Here is a 25,947-nt window from a genome sequence, read left to right as displayed (position 1 = left end):
ATTTGTCATTAACGTTGGATTCGTCACATTTATTTTAAACGTCCGCTAACTCAAACAATCGTCACTGTGGTCATAGCTGGGTGATGATGAGGGGCGGAATACCTTTGAGTTTACCGAAAAACCAGGAAATGCGATCGCATGGGAAAACCTGTTGGATAACGCTTACACTCTACCCGTTTTGCGCTTTCCCTCTCCATACTCGCTCACGCATCTCTCTTATCTCACTTTGACTAGACTCAACTCCTGTTATAAAGAGTAGCGCTCACGGAGATTTACCAGTATATTAGTCAAAAAGCTCGCTGACTCAGCTATGGTTGCTCCTATCCCAGACGGTACTGAAATCGAGCGTCACAGGGCTGCAATAGTCCGCACTAACTTGTCGAAGCCAGTGCGACTAGCCTTAGAAAGTGCAATTCTGACTAAAGATACTTCCTTTTTTGACTACGGCTGTGGTCGTGGTAGTGACATCAATCGTCTGCGTCGGCAAGATTATACCTGTGCTGGTTGGGACCCCTACTACCATGGCGGCAATTCCCTCGTCCCCTCAGATATCGTTAACTTGGGCTATGTCATCAATGTGATTGAAAAGCCAGGAGAACGTCGCCAAGCCTTACTAAAAGCCTGGGAACTTACCCAAAAGGTGCTGATTGTCTCTGCCCAAGTTTTAATTGATGACCGTAATTCTGGGCAAATTGCTTATGGCGATGGTATTGTCACCCGCCGGAATACGTTTCAGAAATACTACGAACAAGAAGAACTCAAAGCCTATATTGACCAAGTATTAGGGGTTGATGCCATTCCCGTTGACTTGGGCATCTATTTTATCTTCCGAGATTCCACTCAAGCCGAAAGCTTCCGGGCATCCCGCTTCCGCTCTCGTACCATTATCCCCAGAATCCGCCTCAGTGTGAAGCGGTTCGAGGACTACAAAGATATGCTTGCCCCTCTGATGGCATTTGTCACTGAACGGGGACGCCTTCCCAGTCCCCTGGAACTCGCCAATACTGAAGAAATCCTGGAAGAATTCGGCACCCTACGCCGTGCCTTTAAGGTTATTTTACAAGTGACTGAGCAAAACGAATGGGATGCGATCGCAGATAAACGTCGCCATGATTTCCTCGTCTATCTCGCCTTGGCTAAATTCAATGGTCGCCCCAAGTTTGGTCAATTAGATCCCTTAGTCCAAAATGATATTAGAGCCTTCTTTGGCAACTATCAACAAGCCTGTGCTGCGGCTGATTTAATCCTTTTGAGTGTGGGCAATCCCGGCTTAATTGCCAATTGCTGCAAGCGCTCTCCAGTGGGTAAACTTCTTCCCAGCGCCCTCTACGTCCACGTTTCGGCACTCGAAGCCCTCGAAGCCCCACTCCGACTCTACGAAGGGTGCGCCAGCCGGACTGTTGGTCGCCTAGAGGGGGCAACCTTAGTCAAGTTTCATATTAATCAACCTAAAATATCCTACCTGTTCTATCCCAATTTCGACACTGAACCCCATCCAGAACTACACACAAGCATGAACATTGACTTGCAGGATTTACAGGTTGCCTATCGCCATTACGATGCCTCCAGAAATCCCCCTGTCTTACACCGTAAAGAAACCTTCGTCACTCCAGATTATCCCCTGTACGAAAAATTTGCCAAACTCACTCGTCAGGAAGAAGACTGGGGACTGCTGGATAATACCCAAACGATTGGTACGCGCAAAGGCTGGCAACAATGTTTGATTGACCATTGCGCTCAACTCCAAGGACATCGCGTCATCTGGCGCAAAGATGCTGATCCTTACCGCCTTAAACTACGCCAAGCGGCACACCGTCAACGGACGAAACGCCAGGTTTAAGAGAAGCAGGGGAAGCAGGGGGAGCTGGGGGAGCAGGGGGAGCTGGGGGAGCTGGGGGAGCTGGGGGAGCTGGGGGAGCTGGGGGAGCTGGGGGAGCTGGGGGAGCTGGGGGAGCTGGGGGAGAACAATACTATTGCCCATTGCCTATTGCCTAGCGCGTAGCGCTATACGTGTTCATTTAAGCCATCAAGAACGTCCTAACCTTTAGGCGGAAGGGATAAAGAAAACCCCTGGCAGTCGGAGAATACCACCAGGGATTGCCATCTACAACTGAGAGCTTGCATTTTTTCGTTGCCTTTATACGATAACGATTTTGGGAAACCAACAGAATCCGGGAAATTAAGGAATTATCAAACTGGACTTGGACAAAGATCCCAGAATTTACGGATCTCATTTAGTCGGTGAAACCAGTAGGCTCTAGATTGAGACCGAAAAATACATTGGGAGTTTGATACCCCTGGCAGTTTAACCACTGACCAGGGGATTTTCTTTTGGGTTGATTGTCCATATCATGTCCGCCTAAACAGTAATTATTTCCTTCTGCCCTCTGCCTTGTTTCCACCAAAGTGTACAAAGTGTAAGTATTCAACCGGACTTAATATCAAGGGTGGTTAACAATTTTGCCTAAATGTCCGGAGTTTTTGCCAGAACCCTTGAATAAGGGGATTAAGCGGCATTTTATTGATGCCGATGACTGAGTATACGGAGCCATCAACTACCCCGCCCATAGCCTAGCTATGGAGGTTAGCCACATAAGCATTTAATAGATAAGAATATTCATCCATTATGTTTGTTGTCTGGTTAATTATTGAAGGTTTAATCGTTACCAAAAAATTAAAAAATAGAATCAAGTTTAATTTGACAGAGTTTTTTATAAATTAATTTAAAATACGCCTAAAAAATAATGCCATTCTCCAATGACACTATACAGAAACAAGGTAAATTTTTCTTTATTCAGAGAAAAATAAAGCGCCGCTTTATCGAAAAAATACAATATTTGGCGGATTCCTTTGGTAAATTTAGTGGGTATACTAGATCTTTGATACTTTCATTCAATTTAATATTTGAATAGAAAAGAATCTATCCCTATCAAAGGAGTAATCCAATGCTTTGCGGGTCAAGGAATTGAAGTCACGAAAAGCCATTAAAATGTGATCCTTTATATCTGTGGAAAAACTTATGAAAGTAGCGCCAATCCATATCTCAAACCTTGAGAATCAAGAGTTTTTACAAGAATCCTCTGAAAGGGTAGAACTGATAGAGCAGTTACTGGCAATTGGTACAGCCCTTTCAAGTAGTAATGATTTGGAGGAATTACTCCGACTAATTTTATCCAAAAGCAGGGAAATTACGTTTAGTGATGCAGGTAGTCTGTATCTGATCGATCACACTCAGGCAGAGCCGAAATTGTTATTTAAGGTGGCACAGAATGACTCGTTGCCCAACAAGCCATTCAACGAGTTCGTAATGCCTCTCAACCGTAAAAGTTTAGCGGGGTACGTCGCGCTAACGGGTGAAAGTTTAAAGTTGGCAGATGCGTATCAATTGCCCGCCAATGTGCCTTACGCCCTTGACCGCAGTTTTGACACGAATATGCCCTATCGGACTTGTTCGGTATTAGTTTTGCCGATGCAAAAACCTGACGGGGAAATTATTGGCGTATTACAACTGATTAATCGCAAGCGCCGCCCTGATGTCATGCTCACACCCCAAAACGCTGTGGACGTGACCCAGCCCTATTCAGACTGGGAAGAGCGGATTGTGCGATCGCTGGCGTCTCAGGCGGCGATTTCCATTGAACGCCATCATCTCCAAGAAAGCATCGAAAATCTGTTTGAGGGCTTTGTCAGAGCCTCTGTGCAAATTATTGAGACACGCGACCCGACAACCTCTGGTCACTCGGAACGGGTGGCAGAACTCACCGTGCGACTCTGTGAAGAAACATCGGCAATCACCAAGGGTTCTCTGAGTTCCGTGTATTTGAACGATCGCCAAATCCGAGAACTTCGCTATGCGGCATTATTACATGACTTTGGCAAAGTGGGTGTCCCAGAAGCCATTTTGGGCAAGCGCAAGAAACTCTATCCCTCACAGCTAGAGGTGATTCTCCATCGCTTTGCCCTAGCACAACGCACTCTAGAAATGGAATGCGCTCACAACAAGTTCAAGTATTTACTCGAACATCCTGGCCATCGCCATGACAATAACACCTCAACTTCGAGCTGCCCTCACTGCCAAAAACTGGAACAGCTTGATACCCAACTGGCTCAAGCCATTGAAACAATCAAGCATTATCGGGAATTTGTGCAACAACTCAATCAGCCAGAAGTACTGCTCACTCGCGATTTTCAGGCATTTACAGAGGAAACATTAACTCAACTGACCGCCCTGTCCCAATACACCTATCGAGATGTGGATGGTCAAATCAAACCCCTGATTACCAAGGCTGAGATGGTTCAATTGCTTGTGCCAAAAGGAAATTTGACCCCTGAAGAGCGTCTGGGCATTGAATCTCATGTTACTCACACTTACCATTTTCTCCAACGCATTCCCTGGACAAAGCACCTCAAAAATGTTCCGATAATTGCGTTTGGACATCACGAGAAACTAGATGGCAGTGGCTACCCCAGGGGCTTAAAGCAAGATGAAATTCCCATCCAAACCCAAATGCTCACCGTTGCCGACATCTATGACGCTCTCACCGCCAGCGATCGCCCCTACAAGCGGCGACTACCTCTGGAAACAGCACTGAAAATCCTTCGCCAAGAAGCCACCAAAAATAAAATTAACGGCGACTTAGTGGAGTTATTTGAGCAACGCCAGGTTTTTAGCGTATTGGGTCATTCCCTCAACATTGACTCTGTGGCTTGACCCCTGGAAATTCCAGAGAGGTGCGGGGAAGCAGGGGAACCACGGGGAACAAGACCCGCAGACCCGCAAGTAGAGACGTGATCGGTCACGTCTCTACTTCTTTTGAGTGTCAACTGTGGGGGCTGGATCGACGCCCTAAAGCTGATCCGAGTAGTATTGATCCTTGTATTGATCCGTCCCCGATCAAACAATTTGCAATTCTTATCTTTTCACCTAGTTTTCCCCACTAGATTCCCCAGTGTTTCCACATGAAATTTCCAAGTTTTCCACAAATTACATCAGGTTTTCCACAGGGATGAACGGCGGGATCGAGCCTATCCCCTCATGTTGGGGATTTTCCCCATCAAGGATATGGAGGCGATACTAGACTGAATTTGTGTAAACTTATGTAACGAAAATTGGGTTCAAAGGCTGATTCTATCGTTAGCATTTTGGCAATTTGAGTGACCTTGTAATATTTCGTATCATTGACAACCCCACCCCATCTCAGTTGAGAATAGTGCGACCTACCCATAAAAAAAACTTGAGACAAGCAAAAGCAATAAGAGCAGTGGGTGCTGTGTCTAAGTCTATTTGCCGCTAGGTTTTAGCTACATTAGCCGATTTCCACAGACATGTAGAGAGCGAGCAAGGTGGCTTTTGTCCCAACACGCTATTCGATAGAGAGGTAACTATGAACGCAACCGTCAGCATTTTGGCAGAAATCCCTGAAGACCTACACGAGTCCCTCAAACGCTACTTAGAAACCCATCCCACTTGGGATCAAGATCGGGTTTTTGCCGCAGCGCTATCGCTGTTTTTGCTCCAAAATGGGAGTGGTAAGACACCCGAAGCCTCCCAGACCTATCGGGCTTGCGCTCGTGTCTACCTAGAATCCCTATTTCAGTCTCCTCCTGCCTGAGTGAAGTAGTGAGATGGAGAGCAGGGGAGCTGGGGGAGCTGGGGGAGATGGGGAAGCTGGGGGAGCTGGGGGAGATGGGGAAGCTGGGGGAGCTGGGGGAGATGGGGAAGCTGGGGAGGACAAGGGAGAATTTCTCTACTCACCAATGACATAAGATCATAAGCTGTTCCCTGTTCCCTGTTCCCTGTTCCCTGTTCCCTGTTCCCTGTTCCCTAACAAATGACAAATGACAAATGACAAATGACGAATGACAAATGACAAATGACAAATGACGAATGACAGTTTAGTGATTCCTCAACTAATTGTAGGTTTGGGTAATCCCGAACCAAAATATGACAAAACCCGTCATAACATTGGTTTTGAAGTCGTCGATGAGCTAGCCCGTCGGGTGCAAATCTCTTGGAGCGAAAATCGTCGCTTCCAAGCGTTGTTGGCAGAAGGACGTAGCTTAACGGGTGACAAACTACGTTTACTCAAACCCCTGACCTACATGAATCGTTCTGGGCAAGCGATTCGTGCCGCGATAGATTGGTATAAGATTCCCCCAGAATCCGTTTTGATAGTCTATGATGAGCTTGATTTACCCGTGGGGCGGCTACGTATACGCCTGTCAGGTTCTGCGGGAGGACACAACGGCATGAAATCCGCGATCGCTCATCTAGGAACCCAAAGTTTCCCCCGCCTACGCATTGGAATTGGCAAGTCTGACCCAGAAAAGAACACCGTCGGTCACGTTTTGGGCAAATTCTCTCCTGACGAATCTAAGATCATCACCGAAGTTCTCCAACTCGCCGTTGACGCCATAGAACTCTCACTAAAGGAAGGAGTTGAAAAGGCAATGAGCCTCTACAACAGCCGGATAATTCCTTAAGGCGCTCCTAGACATCCTGGGCTAAGATACCCTTAGCTACTCATACTTTATGTACTAGGGGATGATTGAGTGAAAGTCGAGTCAATTCATATCCAAAACTTCAAGCGGTTTGATCAACTAGAGATTTACTTCAAAAATGGGATTTTGGATGAAGTTAGCGATCGCTATCTTATCTTGGGTGATAACGGTACGGGTAAAACAACTCTATTACAGGCGATCGCGCTTCCATTAGCATTCGCAACAGGTCGGATTCAGGATATCTCTGATTTCGACTGGATTGGTTTTCTTCCCGGTCGCTACTGGAGATGGGGAGATCCCAGAATTGAGATGCAGGTTGTGTTTGAACAAAAAGAACTAGACGCGACTCGTGAACTGGCTGACAAATGGTACAAGGCTCAACCGCCAGAATTTAAAGAAATGCACGACTTTGTTGAACCTGGAGATAGCCAGAGAGTTAACCTAGTCTTAACTGGTGATTATTGGAAAGCTGGGGATACTCCTGCCGAGCGCCTTCAGTTTAGGGGCAGATATTATGCTCAATGGTTTATCAACAAAAGGAACGATCAATCTGTCCGACATTATTTCTCAAAACTTCCAGGTATTTTTTGGTTCGATCAGTTTCGTAACTTAGGCTCAAATTTCAAAGGAGATAGTAGCGCAGACAACCTCAAAAAACGCAGTAGCGAAACATCATTTGAAGTAGGAGTAGGGCAGTTGCGACAGTATTTAGTTGATTGGTATCGCAAAAAACAATCTGCTAAAGGGGATTATTCAACTAGCTATCTCTTACATTTAGAAAGATTGTATAGAAAGGTATTCCCAGAGCGATCGTTTTTTGGGTTAGAACAGCGTCCGAGTTTAGACTCTCCCACCGAAGAAGAGACTTATTTCTTGCTCAACGATGGATACAGAACCTATGACATTGCTGAAATGTCAGCTGGAGAACAGTCGATCTTTCCTATGTTGTATGAATTTGTGAGACAACAAATTGCTTATTCCGTTGTCTTAATTGATGAAGTTGACCTGAATTTACATCCTCCTGCGGCTCAATATTTTGTGTCTCAACTTATGAAAATTGAGCCTACGTGTCAGTTTATTATTACAACTCACTCAGACTCGGTAAGCAATATTGTTGGAGAACATGAAACCTACCGACTAGCAGGAGGAAAGCTATGTCTGTAACTGTTCTCTACTGTGAGGGGAATGCTAAAAGCATTGATATTCGCGTCATTCGTCAACTGCTGCCCATAAGTGATATTCGTCCTCTGGGAGGAAAAACGTCAAGCTTTTTCAGCAGTATTATTGCAGATCGGCGCAGAAACCCTAATTTAGCTTGTCTGGTTGACCGTGATTTTGATTGTCGGGATTGGCAAAAATTTGATGAACCTGTGCGATGTACGTATGATCAGGTGTGGGTTGGCTGGTCATGGGAAAGAAAAGAGATTGAAAACTATTTAATTGACCCAGCAGTTGTACAAAGAGCCTTAAAAAAAGCGCCTTCACGCCAGGAATATCAGAATGCTCTAGACGAGGCAGCAGACAGAATTTCTGCTTATTCAGCAGCACGAACAGCCTTGGCTTGCGAACGCTTTAAGAATTTTTGGGGTGAAGAAGTTAGAAAAGGACATTACTTTCCTAAGCAGATAGGGAAAAAAGCCTGTTTGACGAAGATCGGTGAAATTGTCCGAGACTACAAGGGAGATCGCCTTATCTCCGAGGAAGATGTTCAAACTAAATTCAATACATTACTGCCTCAGTTTCGCCGTGGTGGGTCACGTTTTAATGACTATTTATGCTGTTTGGCTGGAAAAGATTTGCTATACGCAATGAGAACTAAATTACAAGAGTGGGGCTTTGAACCCCCTGCTTCCTCTGATTCATCACCAGAGGATGTTTTTGTAGAAAAGATTGTCAGCCGAATTGAGCGACTAGAAAATGTATGGGAGTGGTTGCCAGAATGGAAAAGTCTACGTCAGTTGATTGAGAAGACTGAGTTTTTAGGGTAGTCGTGTATACTTGGGCGATTTACCCGATAACCCTTCCTGATTAAGAACTCTTTGACCAATGACCAATGACCAATTTACATAATTTGACTCAGACAGGAAAGGTCAGCTCTACCAAAATGAATACTAAAAGCCACATTCAAATTTTCCAGAGACTTAATTAACCAAGGTACACCGTCTCTCGTGGAAGACTCGTAATGATTAAACAAAATAGAGAATCGCTTTTCCAAATAGGGCTTAACTTTACGACACAGCAGCACAATTTTAAGTAGCAACACCGTAGTAACCGTTGCGCCTAAATTCGTGATCAGATCGACAAAAACAAAATGTTTCGGTCGCTGAGAACTCTCAACAACCAGAAAATTTAATAACTGGCTACAGGTTCGCAAAATCAGAAATTCGCTGGGCTTCTGATTATCACTTTGAGGTAAGGTATTTTTCAGATGCTCATGCAATCGGCTATTAAACTGCCGTTTTCCGTAGGCTGGATTAATGGAAGCTGTCAGATACTCATACAAATCGTCCTTAAAGTCTTTGTAGCAAGGAGTCTGGCTGCTATGGGTGAGGAAACTTTGAGCCAGATCCCGGCACGTATGAGAGCCTTGGACTTTGCCGACAAACTGTTTTAGGGCAGTCCCCAACTCATGATCCGTTAGAAGGGTGGGATTTTTGACAGGTTGGATAATTTTAGTCGAAGCGTCTTTCGAGTCCTGACGTTTCATTTGGGCGCATCGCACCTGATAAGTCACGTACTTTGACAAATCTAGCTCGAAGCGCTGCTGAAGCCGGGATTGAATTTGCCGCACGGTTTGTTGATGTTCATAACTGCTATCTTCACTCAGCAAACAGTGTTCGTACAGATAGGGGTATCGCTGAATGAGAGGTCCGACTTCTGTAGAACTGGTGGATGTTTCACCGACCACCTGAGATAAGCGATGTAGGGTAAGATATTGGTCGGTTTCTTTAAAAAGCTGTAGCAGATGTCGCAGACGCCTAGAACCGCGAGAGTAAACCCCGGTTGTAGGTGGAATATTATCCAGTAATGCGACCAATTCAGGGATGGCGCTTTGGTGTTGCGGTTGTATTTGCCAGCTGTTAATCAGAATGTGACAGCAACGATTCAGGATAAACTTGAACTCTTGCTCCGCCTGCTTATCCATTGCCAGCTTTTCTAAGACCATCCAGATTTCCGGCTCTGGATATCGAGAGCCGTCCATGAATAGCTGTTTGAAGCGTTCAAGGGTCTGCGTCGGAGATTCTACCTGTACGCAATACAGGAGATGGTCGTACAGTTGCTGCTCTTGTGAGCTAGTTTGTCTGATGTCAGAGTCTGTCCAAGTATTAGTATTCACTTCAGTTTACCCCCCTACGCGCAAACGCCGTGGGCTGGTTGATTTGAATGGAATTTGGCAGATCTAAGCTCAAATTTGACTTGCCCTGTATCTCAACAACCGAAAACCCTGATGCATTTTATGAATTACCCCGCCTAAACGAGCTTGGTCAAGAGTTGCTTAAATCTAATAAACTATATTATCTCTATATACAAGCATACTAAACTAAGTATGGATCATACTGTAAAATCATGCCGCAAAAGTGTGAAGATTCGGTGAATATAGAATAAAACGCGATTTAGATCCCCGACTTGTTGCAACAGTCGGAAATGGTTTAGGAGATGAGTGTGGATCTCCTACTCCCACCACCACTACTGGCTAAAACGTATTCACCACCCTGAAACTATGCCTTGTCAGCTTTCGTTAACCCAATTCATCGAAGTCCTCGCGGCTACTCCGGTTAATCTGTCCGTGCCGATGACGGTTAATGGGGTCTATGGTATTACTACTGATACCCGTAACCTAGAACCCGGTCAAATCTTTTTGGCGCTGCGGGGGGAAACCTTTGATGGACATGACTACGCTGAGGTAGCGATTAAGAAAGGGGCGATCGCGGTGATCACCAACCGTGACCAAGGTCGCTATCTTCAGGACATACCCCAGCTTCAAGTCGATGATACTCTACAGGCATATCAGCAACTTGCTCGATGGTGGCGCGATCAGTTTGATATTCCGGTGATTGCGGTTACGGGTTCTGCTGGAAAAACGACGACGAAGGAATTAATCGCGGCGGTTTTGTCTATTCAAGGCAATGTCCTGAAAACCCAGGCAAATTACAATAACGAAATTGGTGTGCCAAAAACATTGCTGGAATTAGACTCAGACCATGATTATGCCGTAATTGAAATGGCGATGCGGGGTTCTGGGCAAATTGCCCTATTGACCAAAATTGCCCGCCCGACGATTGGCGTGATTACGAATGTGGGGACGGCGCATATTGGACTTTTAGGATCGGAGGATGCGATCGCTAAGGCAAAATGTGAGTTATTGGCGCAGATGCCGGATACAAGCGTGGCGATTCTTAATCATGATAACCAACGGTTAATGGATACGGCGGCTACGGTTTGGCAAGGAAAAACGTTGACGTTTGGTTTAAACGGTGGTGATGTCCAGGGAAAACTCATTGACCTGTTTAGGCTAATGGTGGATGGTATCACGTTTCCATTACCCTTACCGGGGGAACATAATGCCCTCAACTATTTAGCCGCCCTAGCCGTGGCGAAACATCTCCAGATTGATTGGACACCCTTGACTCAAGGATTATCGGTTCAGATGTCTGGGGGGCGATCGCAACGCTATGAGTTACCTAATGATATCGTGATTCTTGATGAAACCTATAATGCTGGATTTGAAGCCATGATCGCGGCGTTACACCTCCTCGCCCAGACGCCGGGTAAGCGACACATTGCTGTTTTGGGTTCAATGAAGGAATTAGGCAATCATTCGGAACAACTGCACCAACAAGTTGGACAGAAAGCCCAGCAACTTCAATTAGATGCGGTATTCATTACCTTTAAGGATAGGGAAGCCGAAGCGATTACTAGGGGAATTTCGGCATTACCTAGCAAAGGTTTTGCCGAGGACGACGCTTTGGTACAGCATTTAACCGAATTTGTGCAACCTGGCGATCGCTTACTGTTCAAAGCCTCACGTTCTGTGGGTTTGGATCGGGTTTTGCATCAGTTTCGAGAGTCCATGTCTAAGTAGAGCTTGCTGAATAAGTCTGGTGGTGGGGAGAGGCAATAGGCAATAGGCAATAGTTTTAATCTTCTGTTAAGGTAATGTTTTGCGTTTAGGTCGCGGTTTAGCGGTAAATTTGAGTTCCAAGGTTAAGCGATCGCTACTGCTGGGAGAACTTTTTTTACGAAAGCAACGGGCATCTTCTACAAATCCAAAACCTGCTTTACCGCAAATAGAGGTTATATTCGGATAACCATAATACTGACTAATTTCTCGGAGTGAATGGTCTTTACGCAAAAACCGAGAAGCAAGTTTTTTCTTCCGGTGACTCTCCAGCACACAAACGTGAGGATTACTGCACAAATCCACATCGGTTAAATAAAAGTAAAAGGTCAAACTACGGGGGTTATTCGTGGCTCGATAAAACCTCTGAGCCTCTTGGCGTCGTTCATACAGAGTTGACTCTACGGCAAAACTCCACCAAAGCTGAGTATCTTGGTGAATTGGTTCGGCGTTGAGGTATGTAGCAGCAATTGCTAATAATGTTGAATCAGTTTCTAATTTCTTGATTGCTGGACATGACACTATAGTCTTGTTGTAAATTCCCCGAACTAATGGTTTTCCAGTCTGCTTCATCACTTCTTCTTTTTCGGAGACATGAAAACTGAATTGAGGATTATTGGGTTCATGGCAAGTATTTGTCAGTGCCAAGTCTCGGATTTCTTGGATAATCGGTGCAGGGAGGTTAAGGTTTTGATAAATTCCGTTGTGTTTCAGTGAGTGAATAGTCTCGGTAAAATCAATATCCTGGAAAATTGAAGTTTGAGATTGAGCCTGAATATCACTTGTCTTTATCTTGCCGATTTTGTTGGCAAGAATAAAACGACGAATACGGTTTAAGTAATTATTACCCTTTTGAAAGGAGTTAAACTCAATACCTGCGGTAGGATTAGAAACAACATCAATGAACATCATTTTAGGTATATCTTTCAATCCATTGAAAGGAACAGTTTAGGTGTATGAGAAATAAATTGGGGATTGATGCACGATACACCTCTAAGGGCAAGTCCTGGTCTGAATTGGATAAAGATAAGGCAGATAAGTAGGTGGACAAAATCTAAGGAATAATTAACTCTAACGAGATTAAACTCAGATGATTTTTGTCCCTGAAATGTTTATGATTCCTGTGTTTATGTAATCGTATCCAATTTTTAACCAGGAAGATAGATGTTCACGTCTAGATTACTCAAATCTTTAAGAATTGGTAGATAGTTTAAAGGGGAAGTAAAGCTGCAAGTTGACCTGACTTATTATTTATGAGCAAATAGCAACAATCCTGCCAATAGTGCCACAATTGCCGCCGCATAGAACACCCACTCTAAACCGCAGGACGCTAACACGGGTCCTAACAGGATAGGAGATATAAACTGTCCTAAAAACCCCGCGCCTGTCCCAGCCGCTAGTACACTGGATTTCAGGTCTGGGGGGGCTAGATTCGCCAGAGTGCCGTAAAGGGTGGGGAGTACCAAACCAAATCCCATACCAAAGAATACAGCCGTCACCAAAATCCAACCCAGTTGGTGCAGGATGGGAATCGTACTTAAAGTTAACGCCATCAGACCTAACCCGATCGCAACAGTCGTAGGTCGTCCCAAGCGCTGGGCAAGCTTTTTCGCGCCAAATGCTGATATGATGGCTGCGCCTATTGCCCGTGATGCTAAAACAATTCCATTAACCACGCTTGTGGCGTCAATGGTTTGTTTTAGATATTGCGGGGCATAAATGACCACCGCGTACATCGCAATGGATACCAAACTGAGTGTGCATAAGAGGCGTAGGGTGTAGGGGCGTCCTAAAACCTGGCGCAGTTTACTTCCAGCATCTTTAGCGTCTGCCTTGGTTTTTGGGGAGGATTTTTCCGGTAAGAACCGTGCGGCTAAGATTGCCATAGGTAGTCCTATCCCATACAGACCAAATGCCCATTGCCAGTGAAATGAACCCACCCAACCCCCAAGTAAAGGAAAAGCAATGCCCATAATAGTTAGGGTACTGGTGGCGTATCCCAACGCCTGCGATCGCGCTTCGCCTTCATACATATTCCCCAAGATGCCCAAACTCGCCGCCGCAATTCCGCCACTGGCGGCACCTAATAGTCCCCGCACGACTAACAACGGCATTAGTGAGTGCATGAACGCACCGGCTGTGCCAAATAAGGCGTAGAGAATTAATGACGGAATCAGCACCCGCAAGTGACCGATCCGATCTGCCACGATTCCTAATGGCGGACTAAATAGGGCAATGGTTAAACAATGCAGGCTGACCAAATTCCCTGCTAATGCCGGATCAAGGTTAAGTTGCTGGATCATCTCTGGCAAAATTGGCGCCACCACTCCCCCCGCCATGGTGGTGAGAGAGCCAGCGACTAGCAGCACTAACAGCCGAGGATCACGTAACATAACTTAAAATACCTAAAGATTTTGACAACTATAGCAGAGGGTTCCAAGGCAGGGTAGACGAAGGACGAATGACAAATGACCAATGACGATCAATTGACGCATAAGAAATTCCAGGCTACATATTGTCAAATAAATCGACAACAGAGGCTCCGAATGGAACTGGCGACAACGCTAACTAGCCAAAACGTTCAAAACGCGATTAGAGAAGTAGGGATTAACCCTAACTACTGGTATCCTGTGGCTTGGGCAAATCAAATCCAACCGGGTGAAATCTTACCTGTCAAGATTTGGCAACAATCCATTGCTGTTTACCGGACTCCCACCGGTCAACTCCATGGGTTAGAAAATGCTTGTCCTCACAAAGGAGTAGAACTGCATAAAGGTATTGTCCAAGATGAGTATTTAGCCTGTCCTTATCATGGCTGGCAGTTTGATGGTGCAGGAAAGTGTGTAGGCATTCCCTACTTTCCGCCGGAACAGAAACTACCCTGCGCTCAAGTCCGTACTTACCCGATTCAGGAAAAATACAAGCTGATTTGGATCTTTCCTGGAGATCCTACCTTAGCCAAAACCTGTCAACCGCCAGATATGCCAGAATTTGACAATCCAGACTGGTTTATGGTTCCCGTGAGTGCCAGGATGAAGTCTCATTTTTCTATCTGCAATGAAAATACCATGGATGTTTTTCATGGATTTTTGCACCAAAACCTGCAAGGATGGTTTGATCCAGTTCTCAAACGTTTGCAGGAAACGGAAAATACCGTCTGTGCGGAGTACGATGTCTCCTATAAAGGGCGTATGGCTCAATGGTTAGGATTAAGCGATCGCGCGGATCAAGTGACTCGGCGCACGATATCGGTACAGTATCGCTATCCCCATTATTACAGTTCTCTAGAAGGCGTCTCTAACCTCTACCTGATGCGCCTCCCCATCGGACTAACGGAAAGTCGTTCCTTTGCCCTATTCTTTTTCAAGGTTCCCCTACCCCAATGGTTCCGCCAGCTATTCGACCCCCTCTTGTCTACCATACTGGAACGGTTTGTATTTATGCGATTTCTCAATCAAGATATTGAAATGATGGAAAGTGAGCAGCAAACCTATCTGGCAAATCCCCAGCGTCGCTATGTGGAAGTCAATCCCGCAATCATTGCCGTGCAACGGTTGATCCGGCGGCAATTTCAACGACTCCAGGCGGCTAATGCTGAGCCTGGGGATTATCAAGACTAGTGACATACTCCCGACGCTCATGCTGAAACATAGAGCGCGGGATTCTCAGTGACTCCTGGTATCCCATAGGACGTTACCTGAGCTTTATGGATGGCTGTATCCACAGTTGTCCAGCGTTAGCAGGATAGCTCTCAAGCTGTAGATAGATAATTATAGCGTGGATTGGAGTAATCCTGATAGAGGAAAAGCGAACAGATGAATCAATTACCCATGACACAAGAACAGTCAACCCCCCAAAATCAGGATGCGACGCGGGTTACTCACGATCCCACGTTGAACAAAGATGCTGTTGATGAGGTGATGGAAAGCTATGAAGCAGGTACTGACTCAGAGGAGACAGAGGAACTTGATCCATCCACAGAAAAGGAGTTGGGTGAAGTTGAACAAGCGTTAGAAGATTTGACAATTGGGATTGAAGATCGATCATGATCAGGTGTTGTCGTTCACTCAAGTGGCTTGTCGGCTATATGTTCTAGAAGTCCTTGAGTTGTTAATCTGGATCTGATAGGAAGTGCGATCGCATCCAGACAAATTCTACACGCCAATGGTCAGTTCCAATACCGTCGTTTTACCCCAATCTCAACCTCACACCATCCCGGTAACTTATCCGTTAAGTATTGCACCGATGATGGATCGCACGGATCGCCATTTTCGGTATTTTATGCGGCAGATTACGCGCTGTACTCTCCTCTATACCGAGATGGTGACCAGTGCAGCAATTATACATGGCGATCGCGATCGCCTGTTGGGTTTTTCTGCCGAAGAGAAACCCTTGGTGCTGCAAGTGGGGGGAGATAATCCCCTAGAACTCGCCGAATGCGCCCGAATCGCTGAAGGGATGGGGTATGACCAGATTAATCTTAACGTAGGATGTCCGAGCGATCGCGTGCAAAATGGGAACTTCGGTGCTTGTCTGATGGCGCAACCGGAACGGGTGGCGCGGGGGGTGGAAGCGATGATAAAGGCGGTTACAATACCAGTTACCGTCAAGCATCGGATTGGCATAGATGAGTGCGATCGCTACGAGGATATGGCAAACTTTGTCCGCATTGTCTCCGAAGCCGGATGTCAACACTTTAGTGTACATGCGCGGAAGGCGTGGTTACAGGGATTAAGTCCCAAGGAAAATCGCACAGTTCCCCCCTTACGGTATAGTGACGTGCATCGCCTCAAACAAGAATTTTCCCAGTTATTTATCGAGATTAACGGCGGATTTACGAGTTTAGAACAGGTACAGGAACAGTTAAAATTTGTCGATGCGGTAATGATTGGACGCGCCGCTTACGATAATCCTTATCTGTTTGCTGAAGCTGATTGTCAGATATTTGGAGAGGACAATATACCGCCCACTCGCCAGCAGGTCGCGGAAGGGATGTTGGATTATATTGATTATTGGGTAGCAAAAGGACTGAAACTGAATAAAATTACCCGTCATATCCTGCAATTATTTTCTGGACAACCCGGAAGTCGTGCTTGGAAGCGACATTTAACTGAAAAATCTTGTATTTTGGGTGCAGGTTCTGAGGTAGTGCGGGAAGCGTTGGCGAAAGTACCTGACTTGTCCCTGAGTGTGAGATGAAATGGAAAGCGATTGTTAATCGTCTGGCTATTGATCCGCGTAAGCTAACCGAGTACGATCTGAATCCAGATAATCCCGTAGGCAAATACAAAGCGATCGTGTTTCAAAATCGTTTAGGATTTAGTAAAGACAACTACAATAGGGAAATGCGCTTTGGAAAAATATCATAACATTTAAGCTTAGCAAAATCAAGGATCTGAACTGTATTTACCATTTAACCATAATGATTTACAGTTAGTTCTCCAAAATCAAGCTTTTATATTGAGAGTAAATACAATGAGTTCTTATGCTTTTTGGAACAATAAAGGAGGCGTTGGCAAAAGTTTTCTTGGCTTTGTCGCCGCTTCTGAATACGCTTATCTCCATCCTGAGACAGATGTCTATGTCATTGATCTTTGTCCACAAGCCAATGTATCTGAAACCTTACTCGGTGGATATCTCAAAGGTTCAACTGCATTAAATCTCTTAATTAATAAAACTCCCCGTGCGACGGTAGCTGGATACCTGGAAGCACGACTGAATTCACCCTTTAGAATGATTCCCGATGTATCTCCTTTTCTGTGTGAACCCAAAGAGTTCAACCCAGACATTCCAGAAAATTTGAGGTTGGTTTGCGGTGACAATCTTTTGGAAATAATCTCTGAAGCCATTCGACAAACTTCTCAGTTATCCATTCCCGTTGATGCTTGGAAACAGGTATTAACTTGGATACTCGATCTAACATTTGCTCTGCGTAGAGCTAGTGGTGATAGAGACACTCTCTTCGTCATTGATTGTAACCCCAGTTTTGCCATTTACACACAACTGGCTCTGATTGCTGCAGAAGGAGTAGTTGTACCATTTACGGCTGATGATAGTTCACGTCGCGCTATTGAGAATGTCATTGCACTTCTCTATGGTATAGCTGATAAAACTCTAGCACCCTATGCAAGAATCAGCTTTGCAAAACGTGCGAAGGAGGAAGATGTATCAATCCCAAAGTTACATACATTTGTAAGTAACCGAGTCACTTGGTATGAAGGAAAAGCCAGTAAAGCTTTTGAAGCCGTAAACAAAACGATTAAGCAAACAATGGATAGTATACACCGGGAACATCGTCATATTTTTACAAATCCAAAAGAATCGCCGAGTAACAGTTTCATTGAAATTCCAGATTATCACAGTGCTTGTGTAGTCGCGGCTCATAGTGGTACACCCCTGCACAAACTTAAACCAGGTCCCAAAAAGATTGTCGGTGAACGGGTGCAGTTAAATTCAGGTCCATTGGAAAGATACAAGGAGAAACTTAAGGAATTTGTAGACTGTCTTTAGGAATCTACAGTGTCATCACCAGCAGCCGTCAAGTATAAAATTGCATCGACAAAAGCTCGAATATTACGAAAAACTGCCACAGATATCCGCTTGCGACCAATATCTCGTGAGCAAACTCAAGTATATTATCACTCTGCTTTAGCCGCATTTGTTGCTGGGTGAGATGCGTATATAAACGACCTTGTCCGTAACTTTTTTGATGTCACCTCAGACCCTCTCAATTCTAAATTTTACGCTATACATACAATAGCTAGAGGGAGAGCTGAGCAAGCACTGGAAAGATTTAATACACCCAATTGGGATAATACAAGAAACCTATTAGTTGGATATACGGGTTATGATCCTATTAATGATTGGGTTTGGACAGCAAGACAGATGAACTCAGTTGCTGTTCGATTGAGATTGAATGAAATTTTACGGGTACGCCATAGTTTTGCCCATGGTTTTAGTATTCCTGCGTTTACTTGGACTCAATCACCCACGGGAAAAATTAGGCTAACGGCTAAAGCTATAGATGAAGTTGATGCTTTTTTTGAACATTTGGTGGCAGTTACAGACTTAGGGATGAAGAGACATATTGAAGTAACCTATAGTGTCTCGCTCACATGGTAATACTATATACTTCAGAATTTAAAGTTCTTGACTCAGAGCTACTGTCCATTAAAATGGACTAAAACTAGAGATGCAGTCGTCTTTAGACGACTTTAGCTTTGAGACTTGGGTTTCAACCCAAGGCGGTTGGTAGGGAGCATACCTTGCGGAAAATGGCGGCGATCGCGAATTGTTTGGTATCAAGCTACACCAAATTTTATTCAAGTCCAAGGTATACCTGTCGCCATAAAGGTGAGGACGTTCTTGACGGCTGCAACGAGAAGATACCAGTAAGGACTCTTCTGCTTTCTGCCTTGTGCTATAGGATGACAACCATTCAAAATGCTCAAAGAACGCTAGGATTGACTTAGTTGTGCTGTCAAACTCGGTGAATTATGGCTCAAACACTATCTCCCCCCTTAGCATTAACCTCGGAAAACGTCGAAGCCGTCCTTGATGAATTACGTCCTTACCTGATGGCGGATGGCGGTAACGTTGATTTAGTTGAAATCGACGGTCCGATTGTAAAACTGCGGCTACAAGGTGCTTGTGGGTCTTGTCCCAGTTCTGCCATGACCCTGAAAATGGGGATTGAGCGCCGCTTACGGGAATTTATCCCGGAAATCGTGGAAGTTGAACAAGTAATGTAATTATTCTTCGTTTTTGGTTTGGCGTTAAGGGTTAAGAGTTATAAAGTGAGAGAACCCCCTCTTCACACCTAAGCTCTAGACCCTTAACGTTTACTATTAACGATGAGTCATCCCTTATACGTCGCCTTTATCTGGCACCAGCATCAACCTCTCTATAAAAGTCGCAACAGCGTGTCCGGCTCAAATGGACAGTATCGCCTCCCTTGGGCGCGGCTGCATGGGACGAAAGATTATTTGGATTTAGTGCTATTGTTAGAGCGCTATCCCAAGTTGCACCAAACGGTTAACTTGGTGCCATCGCTGATTTTGCAGTTGGAAGATTACATGGCGGGGACAGCCTTTGACCCCTATCTGGAGTTGACTCTGACGCCAACCGATCAACTTAAGCTGGATCAACGACAGTTTATCGTTGAGCATTTTTTCGATGCCAATCACCGCACCTTGATTGACCCCCATCCTCGATATGCTGAGTTATACGAGATGCGGCAAGAAAAGGGGAAAACTTGGTGTGCAGATCATTGGACGCATCAGGATTTCAGCGATTTACTGGCATGGCATAACTTGGCGTGGATTGACCCAATATTTTGGGATGATCCAGAAATTGCCGCTTGGTTGGAAAAAGGACGGGATTTTACATTAAGCGATCGCCAACGCATCTATTCTAAACAACGAGATATCCTCAAGCGGATTATCCCTCAACATCGTAAGATGCAAGAGGCGGGTCAGCTAGAAGTGACCACAACGCCCTATACTCACCCGATTTTACCCTTACTCGCTGATACTCATTCCGGACAAGTGGCGATTCCGGATATGACGTTACCCCTACAGCGTTTCCGCTGGGAAGAAGATATTCCCCGTCACCTGCAAAAAGCATGGCAGATGTATGAAGAACGATTTGGGCGGACGCCACGCGGCTTGTGGCCCTCAGAACAGTCGGTGAGTCCCGCTATTCTACCCTATATCGCTGAGGCGGGATTTAAGTGGATTTGTTCCGATGAGGCTGTATTAGGATGGACAGTGCAGCACTTTTTCCACCGGGATGAAACCGGAACCCTGATGGAACCCACGTTACTCTATCGCCCCTATCGCTTAGAGACACCCCAGGGGAACTTGGCTATTGTGTTTCGGGATCACCGCTTATCGGATTTAATTGGCTTTTCCTACGGGTCAATGGAACCCAAGCAGGCGTCAACGGATTTTGTCAGTCACTTAGAAGCGATTTCCCGTTCGATTAAACGCCGACAGCAAGAGGGAGGGACTGGATTAGATCAACCGTGGCTGGTAACCATTGCTTTGGATGGGGAGAATTGCTGGGAATTTTACCAAAAAGATGGGATTCCTTTCCTCACTTCGCTGTATGAAAAACTCTCTGCCCATCCGCAGATAAAATTGGTTACGGTGTCGGAATTTCTGGATCAATTTCCCCCCACCGCCACACTTCCAGCAGACCGACTCCATAGTGGATCATGGGTGGATGGTAGTTTTACCACTTGGATTGGTGATCCGGTTAAGAATCGGGCGTGGGATTTACTCACCCAAGCGCGGCAAACCTTAGCCAATCATCCCGAAGCCACACCAGACAACAATCCGGAAGTCTGGGAAGCCCTATATGCGGCGGAAGGATCAGATTGGTTCTGGTGGTTTGGTGAGGGTCATTCATCCAACCAAGATGCTATTTTTGACCAGTTATTCCGAGAACATTTGACTGGGATTTATCAGGCATTAAATGAACCGATTCCGGCTAGTCTCAAGCAACCTCTAGATACCTACGAATCGAAAGGTGATCATCGACCCCTGAGTTTTATTCATCCAGTGATTGATGGCTTTGGCGATGAGCAAGATTGGGATAAAGCGGGTCGCATAGAAGTTGGCGGCGCACGGGGAACAATGCACCGCAGTAGTCTGATTCAACGGTTATGGTATGGGTTGGATCACCTGAATTTTTACCTGCGATTGGATTTTCAAGCCGGGATTCAAATTGGTCAGGATATTCCCCCGGAATTGCATTTATTATGGTTTTATCCGAATCGCACGGTTCACAATAGTCCAGCCCCTTTAGCCGAGGTTCCCGATACTGCCCCGGTGAACTATTTGTTTCACCACCACTTAGGGATTAATTTGTTAACGGGTTCGACATGGTTAGAAGAAGCCGGAGAATACTATCACTGGCATCCCCGCAACAGTCGCACTCAAGTTGCGCTGAAGCAATGTTTAGAGGTGGCTGTACCCTGGGCAGATTTGCAAGTGGAACCAGATTATCTGCTGCAGTTGGTGATGGTTTCTGCTGATAATGGCATTTTCCGTAGTTATATACCAGAAGATAAATTGGTGGGGTTACAGGTGCCGTAAATGGGTTGATTGTTCATTGTTCATGGTTTTTGTGGCTATGAATGATGAACAATTTAGCCAATTAATTCGCAAAGGAGAATTGGAAGGATGACGGATTTTCGCAAGTTGAAAGAATGGAACAAAGCCCACGAGTTAACCGTTGAGGTTTATCAGGTGACTAAAGGGTTTCCGGAAGAGGAATTATTGGGGTTAACTCAACAGATTCGTCTGGCTTGTGCAGGGATTCCGATTAAAATTGCTCAGGGGTGCGATCGCGAGGAGGCAGAGGACAGACTCAGCTTCCTGCGGCTGGCGCGGGATTCGGCGATTGAGGTGGAATATTATCTGCTGCTGTGTTATGAGTTGGAATTGCTGAGTGCCACAGATTATGATCGTTTGGTCAGTGGTGTGGTTGAGGTGAAAGAACTATTGGAGTCTTTTATCAGAAATTTCTATCGAAATTTCTGATAGTGGAGTTTTATCAATAACACTGATAGTCAGGGCGGGTTTATTCACTTAGGGGTCTCAATACCAGATAAGAGTAAAACCCGCCCCTACAAATCACCTGGCTAGACGTCATTGTTGTGATGGTGATTCATTAAAGCGATGACAATGGCGCGATCGCACGATGGGTTGGTTTATCCTGATAAGCGATCGCGTAATGAATAAAAAGGCTAAAGCCCTTACTACGAACTATGAGCGGTTTCCTCTCCTTCCTGAATATCGCTTAACACATCATCACTCCAATGTACTGGAAATGCATCCCCCCTTTCGCTAATAAATTGATCCAGTTTCTCTAGGGCTAGGGGTTCAGGGAGTGGGTAACGCACCCGAATCGTTTTCTGTAAATCGGTGTAGTAGTGCATAAACGTGGCAAAATCTCTGGGATATTTGTCCTCATCTACGCCAACAAACTCACCCCGCAAACGGGCGCGGTTGAGAACAGTACGCCAATCCTCAATTGAAGACAAACCGATAGAATCTGTGCCATGAGAAAAGAGCATCATGTAGATCTCATCATAAGCGTCTGTACTGTCTAAATATTGGTTTAGCCAATTGAAAGAAACTTCTGTATTAAACTTCATCCAAAACGGGACTGAACCCGTTCGCAAAGTCCAAAACGGTTCTTGCAGGATAAATGATTCGACTAATAACCGATTGGAAACAATCTGGCGCTGCTTGTACCACCACCGATAAAACTCAGCCACAAAGGGACTCATATCCTCCGGTTGCTCAAACGTGATCCGTCGCACCCGATACCCTCGCTGACGGGCAAAACGCTCTACATCCTCACGTAGGCTTGGCTCAAAGCCCCATTCCGCCTCTGGGCGATCGCGATCTGGGGTAGGTGAGTCCCATTGGCGTCGATGTGACTGGTATTTCTTCAGAAACTGGGCAACTCGTTCGCCGCCGTGGAGGAATTCCTCTGCTGTTGCACCGCCTAATGCGCCAAACTGGAAAATATGGCGATCGCTAACCTGAGTTGTCGGGAAGGTACGTTGGCATTCGACGAGAAAGATTGTCCCGCCTCTGGGTAACGAATTCTCCAAGAAGCGCTCGTAAGTTTTACCCAGGCGCAAGCGCTTGACACGAAAATAGCTCATCCCCTGACTCGTCAGCCGATCCTGGCTTGGATCGTGCATCTGGTACAACGTGAGATCAGGATTAGCCTCTAGCAGATCCCTAGCAGGTTGTTTACTCCACTCTAAAATCTTTTTTGGCTCGTCTGGATCAATCCCTGGATGCTTTACTGGGATAAGAAAGGTTTGGGGTAGCCATGGCATATCCAAAGCTGCGTAGAGATGAACCATCGCCCCACAGGAGGACCCGATCGCAACGGCTGGGTAGGAACGCTGGGGATACTCACTCACCATCCATTGAGCCACCGCGTCAGCACTGACATTTCCTACCTGATCAGCAGCAATGGCTTCACCAGCACTACCTTGAATGTAAATTAATTCCTGGAGAGAACGGGGTAACTGGTTAACCAAGGAAATCAGGGGTTCTGTAACAGGTGGTGCGATACCGACTCCGGGAAAATCTTCCCCGCGCAAATAAGCCGCCGTCGCCCGCAGCATCCCTGAGGCGGAGTCAAAGTCAGCAATGTAAGGGGGGGCTATTCGCATCATTGCCAACATAGACGTTAACATGCGATTGTCAAAGGGTATATTCACTTAGATCTCCTGTGTCACCATCTGCGATTTTGTTGCCTCTAGGAACGCTTTTGTTACACGGCTCAATTCTACAGGAGCGCTGTAATTCAGAGTATGTCCGCCCCCAGGAATCACGGCTAATTGACCTTGAGGCAAGAGTTCCACGACTTCCTCTGCCCAATATGGTGGCACCAGTGGGTCTTTTTCACCGCGCACAACCAAGGTGGGGACTTGTACGTCGGGAAGCTTTGCCTCGATGCGATCGGCTAGGGCAATCTGGACAGTACAAACAGCCCGTAGCAAACCAGCCTGCCAGTAATCATAAGCTTGAATCGGTGCTTGGGAGGAATCTTCATAGCGTGAGTCTAGAATCAATTGCCACAACTGTTGCCCGAATGTGCGGGCGTGTGGATTCATCGTGGGTCCCTGCAACACGGCTCGTTCGATGCGATTAGGGTGACGGATGGCAAACTCTACGATAATTTGGCAGCCGAAGGAATTCCCCAGCATTGTCGCCTTCTCGATTCCTACGGCATCCATCCATTTACATAAAATATCGGCTAATTCAGGCAACTCCAGCATATAGTCTGGCTTATCACTTTCACCGTAACCAGGTAAGTCGGGTGCGTAGACATGAGCAACGGGTGCGAGTAACTCAGCCGTGGGCATCATATAGCGACTGGAAACCACCAGTCCATGGATCAGGATCACGATGGGAGCGTCTTCGGGTAGCGCCTCTGTGGATCTGCGATCGTGTATGGACAAACCATCAACCATTGTGTACTGACGTTGCAGTTTTTCTTCAGATAAACTCATTATTAAGTAGGTGGGCAAAATTAAATTTAACGGCGGGCATCGTCATTTGTCATTTGTCATTTGTCATACTCGCTTTTATCGAGAAGCAAGCTACGTTTATGTAAGGGTTGGAGGACAAAAGAACACGGTGTAACGGGGAACGGTAAGGATTGGACGCCTCTAATTAACGCCATTCTCCCGTTAGAAGTGGTTCAATGGGATGGCGTGACTTACGCATCCGCAGGTCATTCAGGATTTCAGCCGTACTTTCGGTTTCTGATTGTGGATCGAGTTCGATACCAAGTTCTTTAGAAACATCGGCGGCGGCTGAAATTAACACCATTTCTGCGCCACTGTAGTCGAGAAAATCCGGGGGGTTGGCGGCAATAAAACGATGATTTTCAAACCGTTTTTGCAGGTGTTGCGGGAAGTCAACTTTTTGCTCCTCTCCTAAGCCAGCGCCCTGCGGAGATGGTTTATCGGGATTTTTGATATTGAGAATATAACTTCCTTCCGGTTCGATCCGTAGTTCCTGCTGCGCTTGACCTTGTTCTTCCGGAAGTTCCAGGGCATAAACTAGATGAGTGTGATCATTGTGAAGCACCAGATCATAGACCCCTTCGCCAACGGAACGGGCAGCAGGCTGCTCTCGTTTGCCTCGGGTTTTTGTCTGATAGGTCTTTTCTCTTAAACCCTGCTCAATTTTTTTGGCGTCACTACTGACACTTTCGACAAAGCCCCAAGTTTGTTGCCCATGCTGGCTCACTTCTGGTAGTTGTTTTTGTCCGACTACAATCAGGCGATAGGATGCCTTTCCGTGAGGTTTCAGAACCATGTAGAACCGCTGCACATCATCAAGTCCTTCGACAGAATGTTCTTCGACTTTGGGTCGGTAGCAGAAGTAGATGTTGCCTTGTTCAAGAACTTCTACGTTGTTCTGTTGGTCTCGATCGTTTGCCATGAAATTGCTCCTTATAGGGTTAGCATAATTGCCAGAACATCAGTCCAGTAATAGGGGTTGACAAAGAAACTAAAATGTGAATAATTTTGAGTAATCTTTTTTATGTATTACTCAACTGAGGCTCTCGGCATAGTTTTTCGGTGAATTCTTGTTGTTGATCACACTTCAGCATAAACATACGCCTGGTCAAAAATACCCTATCTTTAGGCTGAAATAACTGTAAGTCGGTTGATGGAAATAAACGGAACTATGTTAATTTATGTAAAGACAAACCTCAAGCCCTTACGAATGACAAAGGACTGAACTACCAGAAAAAGGGACTTCAGAAGCTTTTGAGAC

Annotated in this window: 24 protein-coding genes; 18 read left to right on the top strand and 6 right to left on the bottom strand. The window is 45.7% G+C overall.

The annotated features are described in order from the left end of the window. Window positions 1–310 precede the first annotated feature (310 nt). From RIC07_RS27900 to RIC07_RS27870, 7 genes are all read left to right on the top strand, one after another. Window positions 311–1,840: a DNA phosphorothioation-associated putative methyltransferase gene (locus tag RIC07_RS27900; RefSeq protein ID WP_446397363.1), complete on the top strand. Its 1,530-nt coding sequence runs from the start codon at window positions 311–313 to the stop codon at window positions 1,838–1,840. Between the two features lie 1,179 nt (window positions 1,841–3,019). Continuing rightward, complete coding sequence (locus RIC07_RS27895; protein ID WP_446397362.1) at window positions 3,020–4,711, top strand: HD domain-containing phosphohydrolase; 1,692 nt, start codon at window positions 3,020–3,022, stop codon at window positions 4,709–4,711. A gap of 673 nt (window positions 4,712–5,384) precedes the next feature. Further along, entirely contained in the window at window positions 5,385–5,612 is a 228-nt protein-coding gene (locus tag RIC07_RS27890; RefSeq protein WP_446376142.1) for a DUF2811 domain-containing protein, read from the top strand. A 13-nt stretch (window positions 5,613–5,625) separates the two neighbouring features. Next, window positions 5,626–5,766: a hypothetical protein gene (locus RIC07_RS27885; protein ID WP_446397361.1), complete on the top strand. Its 141-nt coding sequence runs from the start codon at window positions 5,626–5,628 to the stop codon at window positions 5,764–5,766. A gap of 114 nt (window positions 5,767–5,880) precedes the next feature. After that, window positions 5,881–6,483, top strand: coding sequence for an aminoacyl-tRNA hydrolase (gene pth / locus RIC07_RS27880; protein ID WP_446397360.1), 603 nt, complete (start codon window positions 5,881–5,883; stop codon window positions 6,481–6,483). A gap of 69 nt (window positions 6,484–6,552) precedes the next feature. Continuing rightward, window positions 6,553–7,665 carry an AAA family ATPase gene (locus tag RIC07_RS27875; protein ID WP_446397359.1) on the top strand — a complete coding sequence of 371 codons (1,113 nt, stop codon included), beginning with the start codon at window positions 6,553–6,555 and terminating at the stop codon, window positions 7,663–7,665. Then, window positions 7,656–8,489, top strand: coding sequence for a hypothetical protein (locus tag RIC07_RS27870; RefSeq protein WP_446397358.1), 834 nt, complete (start codon window positions 7,656–7,658; stop codon window positions 8,487–8,489). The genes RIC07_RS27875 and RIC07_RS27870 overlap by 10 nt, the downstream gene beginning before the upstream one ends. 74 nt (window positions 8,490–8,563) lie before the next feature. Here the strand turns inward: RIC07_RS27870 and RIC07_RS27865 are convergent, their stop codons facing one another. Next, window positions 8,564–9,838, bottom strand: a complete 1,275-nt coding sequence (locus RIC07_RS27865; RefSeq protein ID WP_446377096.1) for a hypothetical protein — start codon at window positions 9,836–9,838, stop codon at window positions 8,564–8,566. Between the two features lie 384 nt (window positions 9,839–10,222). On the opposite strand from RIC07_RS27865, the gene RIC07_RS27860 reads away from it, so the two are divergent. Then, window positions 10,223–11,584 carry a UDP-N-acetylmuramoyl-tripeptide--D-alanyl-D-alanine ligase gene (locus RIC07_RS27860; protein WP_446397357.1) on the top strand — a complete coding sequence of 454 codons (1,362 nt, stop codon included), beginning with the start codon at window positions 10,223–10,225 and terminating at the stop codon, window positions 11,582–11,584. 66 nt (window positions 11,585–11,650) lie between these two features. On the opposite strand, the gene RIC07_RS27855 is transcribed toward RIC07_RS27860, so the two are convergent. Beyond that, entirely contained in the window at window positions 11,651–12,532 is an 882-nt protein-coding gene (locus RIC07_RS27855; protein ID WP_446397356.1) for a hypothetical protein, read from the bottom strand. Window positions 12,533–12,867: 335 nt separating this feature from the next. Further along, on the bottom strand, window positions 12,868–14,013 hold the full coding sequence (locus tag RIC07_RS27850) for an MFS transporter (protein WP_446377100.1): 1,146 nt from the start codon (window positions 14,011–14,013) through the stop codon (window positions 12,868–12,870). A gap of 153 nt (window positions 14,014–14,166) precedes the next feature. Here RIC07_RS27850 and RIC07_RS27845 point away from each other — a divergent pair, with 153 nt between their 5' ends. The 10 genes from RIC07_RS27845 to RIC07_RS27800 all read left to right on the top strand — a co-directional run bounded on the left by RIC07_RS27845 (window position 14,167) and on the right by RIC07_RS27800 (window position 22,167). Further along, entirely contained in the window at window positions 14,167–15,240 is a 1,074-nt protein-coding gene (locus RIC07_RS27845; RefSeq protein WP_446397376.1) for an aromatic ring-hydroxylating dioxygenase subunit alpha, read from the top strand. Window positions 15,241–15,435: 195 nt separating this feature from the next. After that, window positions 15,436–15,669, top strand: a complete 234-nt coding sequence (locus tag RIC07_RS27840; protein ID WP_446397355.1) for a hypothetical protein — start codon at window positions 15,436–15,438, stop codon at window positions 15,667–15,669. A gap of 115 nt (window positions 15,670–15,784) precedes the next feature. Beyond that, a complete protein-coding gene (dusA, locus tag RIC07_RS27835; protein WP_446397354.1) occupies window positions 15,785–16,819 on the top strand; it encodes a tRNA dihydrouridine(20/20a) synthase DusA in 1,035 nt (344 codons plus the stop codon). Continuing rightward, entirely contained in the window at window positions 16,816–16,989 is a 174-nt protein-coding gene (locus tag RIC07_RS27830) for a DUF6883 domain-containing protein (RefSeq protein ID WP_446397353.1), read from the top strand. Before dusA ends, RIC07_RS27830 begins: the two co-directional genes overlap by 4 nt. 106 nt (window positions 16,990–17,095) lie before the next feature. Then, complete coding sequence (locus tag RIC07_RS27825; RefSeq protein WP_446377108.1) at window positions 17,096–18,130, top strand: ParA family protein; 1,035 nt, start codon at window positions 17,096–17,098, stop codon at window positions 18,128–18,130. Window positions 18,131–18,139: 9 nt separating this feature from the next. Beyond that, entirely contained in the window at window positions 18,140–18,292 is a 153-nt protein-coding gene (locus tag RIC07_RS27820; RefSeq protein ID WP_446397352.1) for a hypothetical protein, read from the top strand. Window positions 18,293–18,301: 9 nt separating this feature from the next. Continuing rightward, window positions 18,302–18,742: a HEPN domain-containing protein gene (locus RIC07_RS27815; RefSeq protein ID WP_446397375.1), complete on the top strand. Its 441-nt coding sequence runs from the start codon at window positions 18,302–18,304 to the stop codon at window positions 18,740–18,742. A 374-nt stretch (window positions 18,743–19,116) separates the two neighbouring features. Continuing rightward, the gene (locus RIC07_RS27810; RefSeq protein ID WP_446343276.1) at window positions 19,117–19,371 is read left to right on the top strand and encodes a NifU family protein; all 255 of its coding nucleotides are present in this window, start codon (window positions 19,117–19,119) and stop codon (window positions 19,369–19,371) included. 102 nt (window positions 19,372–19,473) lie between these two features. Continuing rightward, window positions 19,474–21,720 carry a glycoside hydrolase gene (locus tag RIC07_RS27805; RefSeq protein WP_446397351.1) on the top strand — a complete coding sequence of 749 codons (2,247 nt, stop codon included), beginning with the start codon at window positions 19,474–19,476 and terminating at the stop codon, window positions 21,718–21,720. An 87-nt stretch (window positions 21,721–21,807) separates the two neighbouring features. Then, entirely contained in the window at window positions 21,808–22,167 is a 360-nt protein-coding gene (locus RIC07_RS27800) for a four helix bundle protein (RefSeq protein ID WP_446397350.1), read from the top strand. A gap of 218 nt (window positions 22,168–22,385) precedes the next feature. Here RIC07_RS27800 and RIC07_RS27795 read toward each other — a convergent pair whose 3' ends face one another. The 3 genes from RIC07_RS27795 to RIC07_RS27785 form a co-directional block, all read right to left on the bottom strand. Continuing rightward, window positions 22,386–23,873, bottom strand: a complete 1,488-nt coding sequence (locus tag RIC07_RS27795) for a hypothetical protein (protein WP_446397349.1) — start codon at window positions 23,871–23,873, stop codon at window positions 22,386–22,388. Then, window positions 23,874–24,668 carry an alpha/beta fold hydrolase gene (locus RIC07_RS27790; RefSeq protein ID WP_446397348.1) on the bottom strand — a complete coding sequence of 265 codons (795 nt, stop codon included), beginning with the start codon at window positions 24,666–24,668 and terminating at the stop codon, window positions 23,874–23,876. Between the two features lie 163 nt (window positions 24,669–24,831). Next, entirely contained in the window at window positions 24,832–25,608 is a 777-nt protein-coding gene (locus tag RIC07_RS27785; protein ID WP_446397347.1) for a hypothetical protein, read from the bottom strand. Window positions 25,609–25,947: the final 339 nt, after the last annotated feature.

The sequence above is a fragment of the Coleofasciculus sp. E1-EBD-02 genome (assembly GCF_040218245.1).
GTDB lineage: Bacteria > Cyanobacteriota > Cyanobacteriia > Cyanobacteriales > Coleofasciculaceae > Coleofasciculus.
Note: the sequence above shows the minus strand (reverse complement) of the source record. Positions and strands in the feature narration are given on the sequence as shown.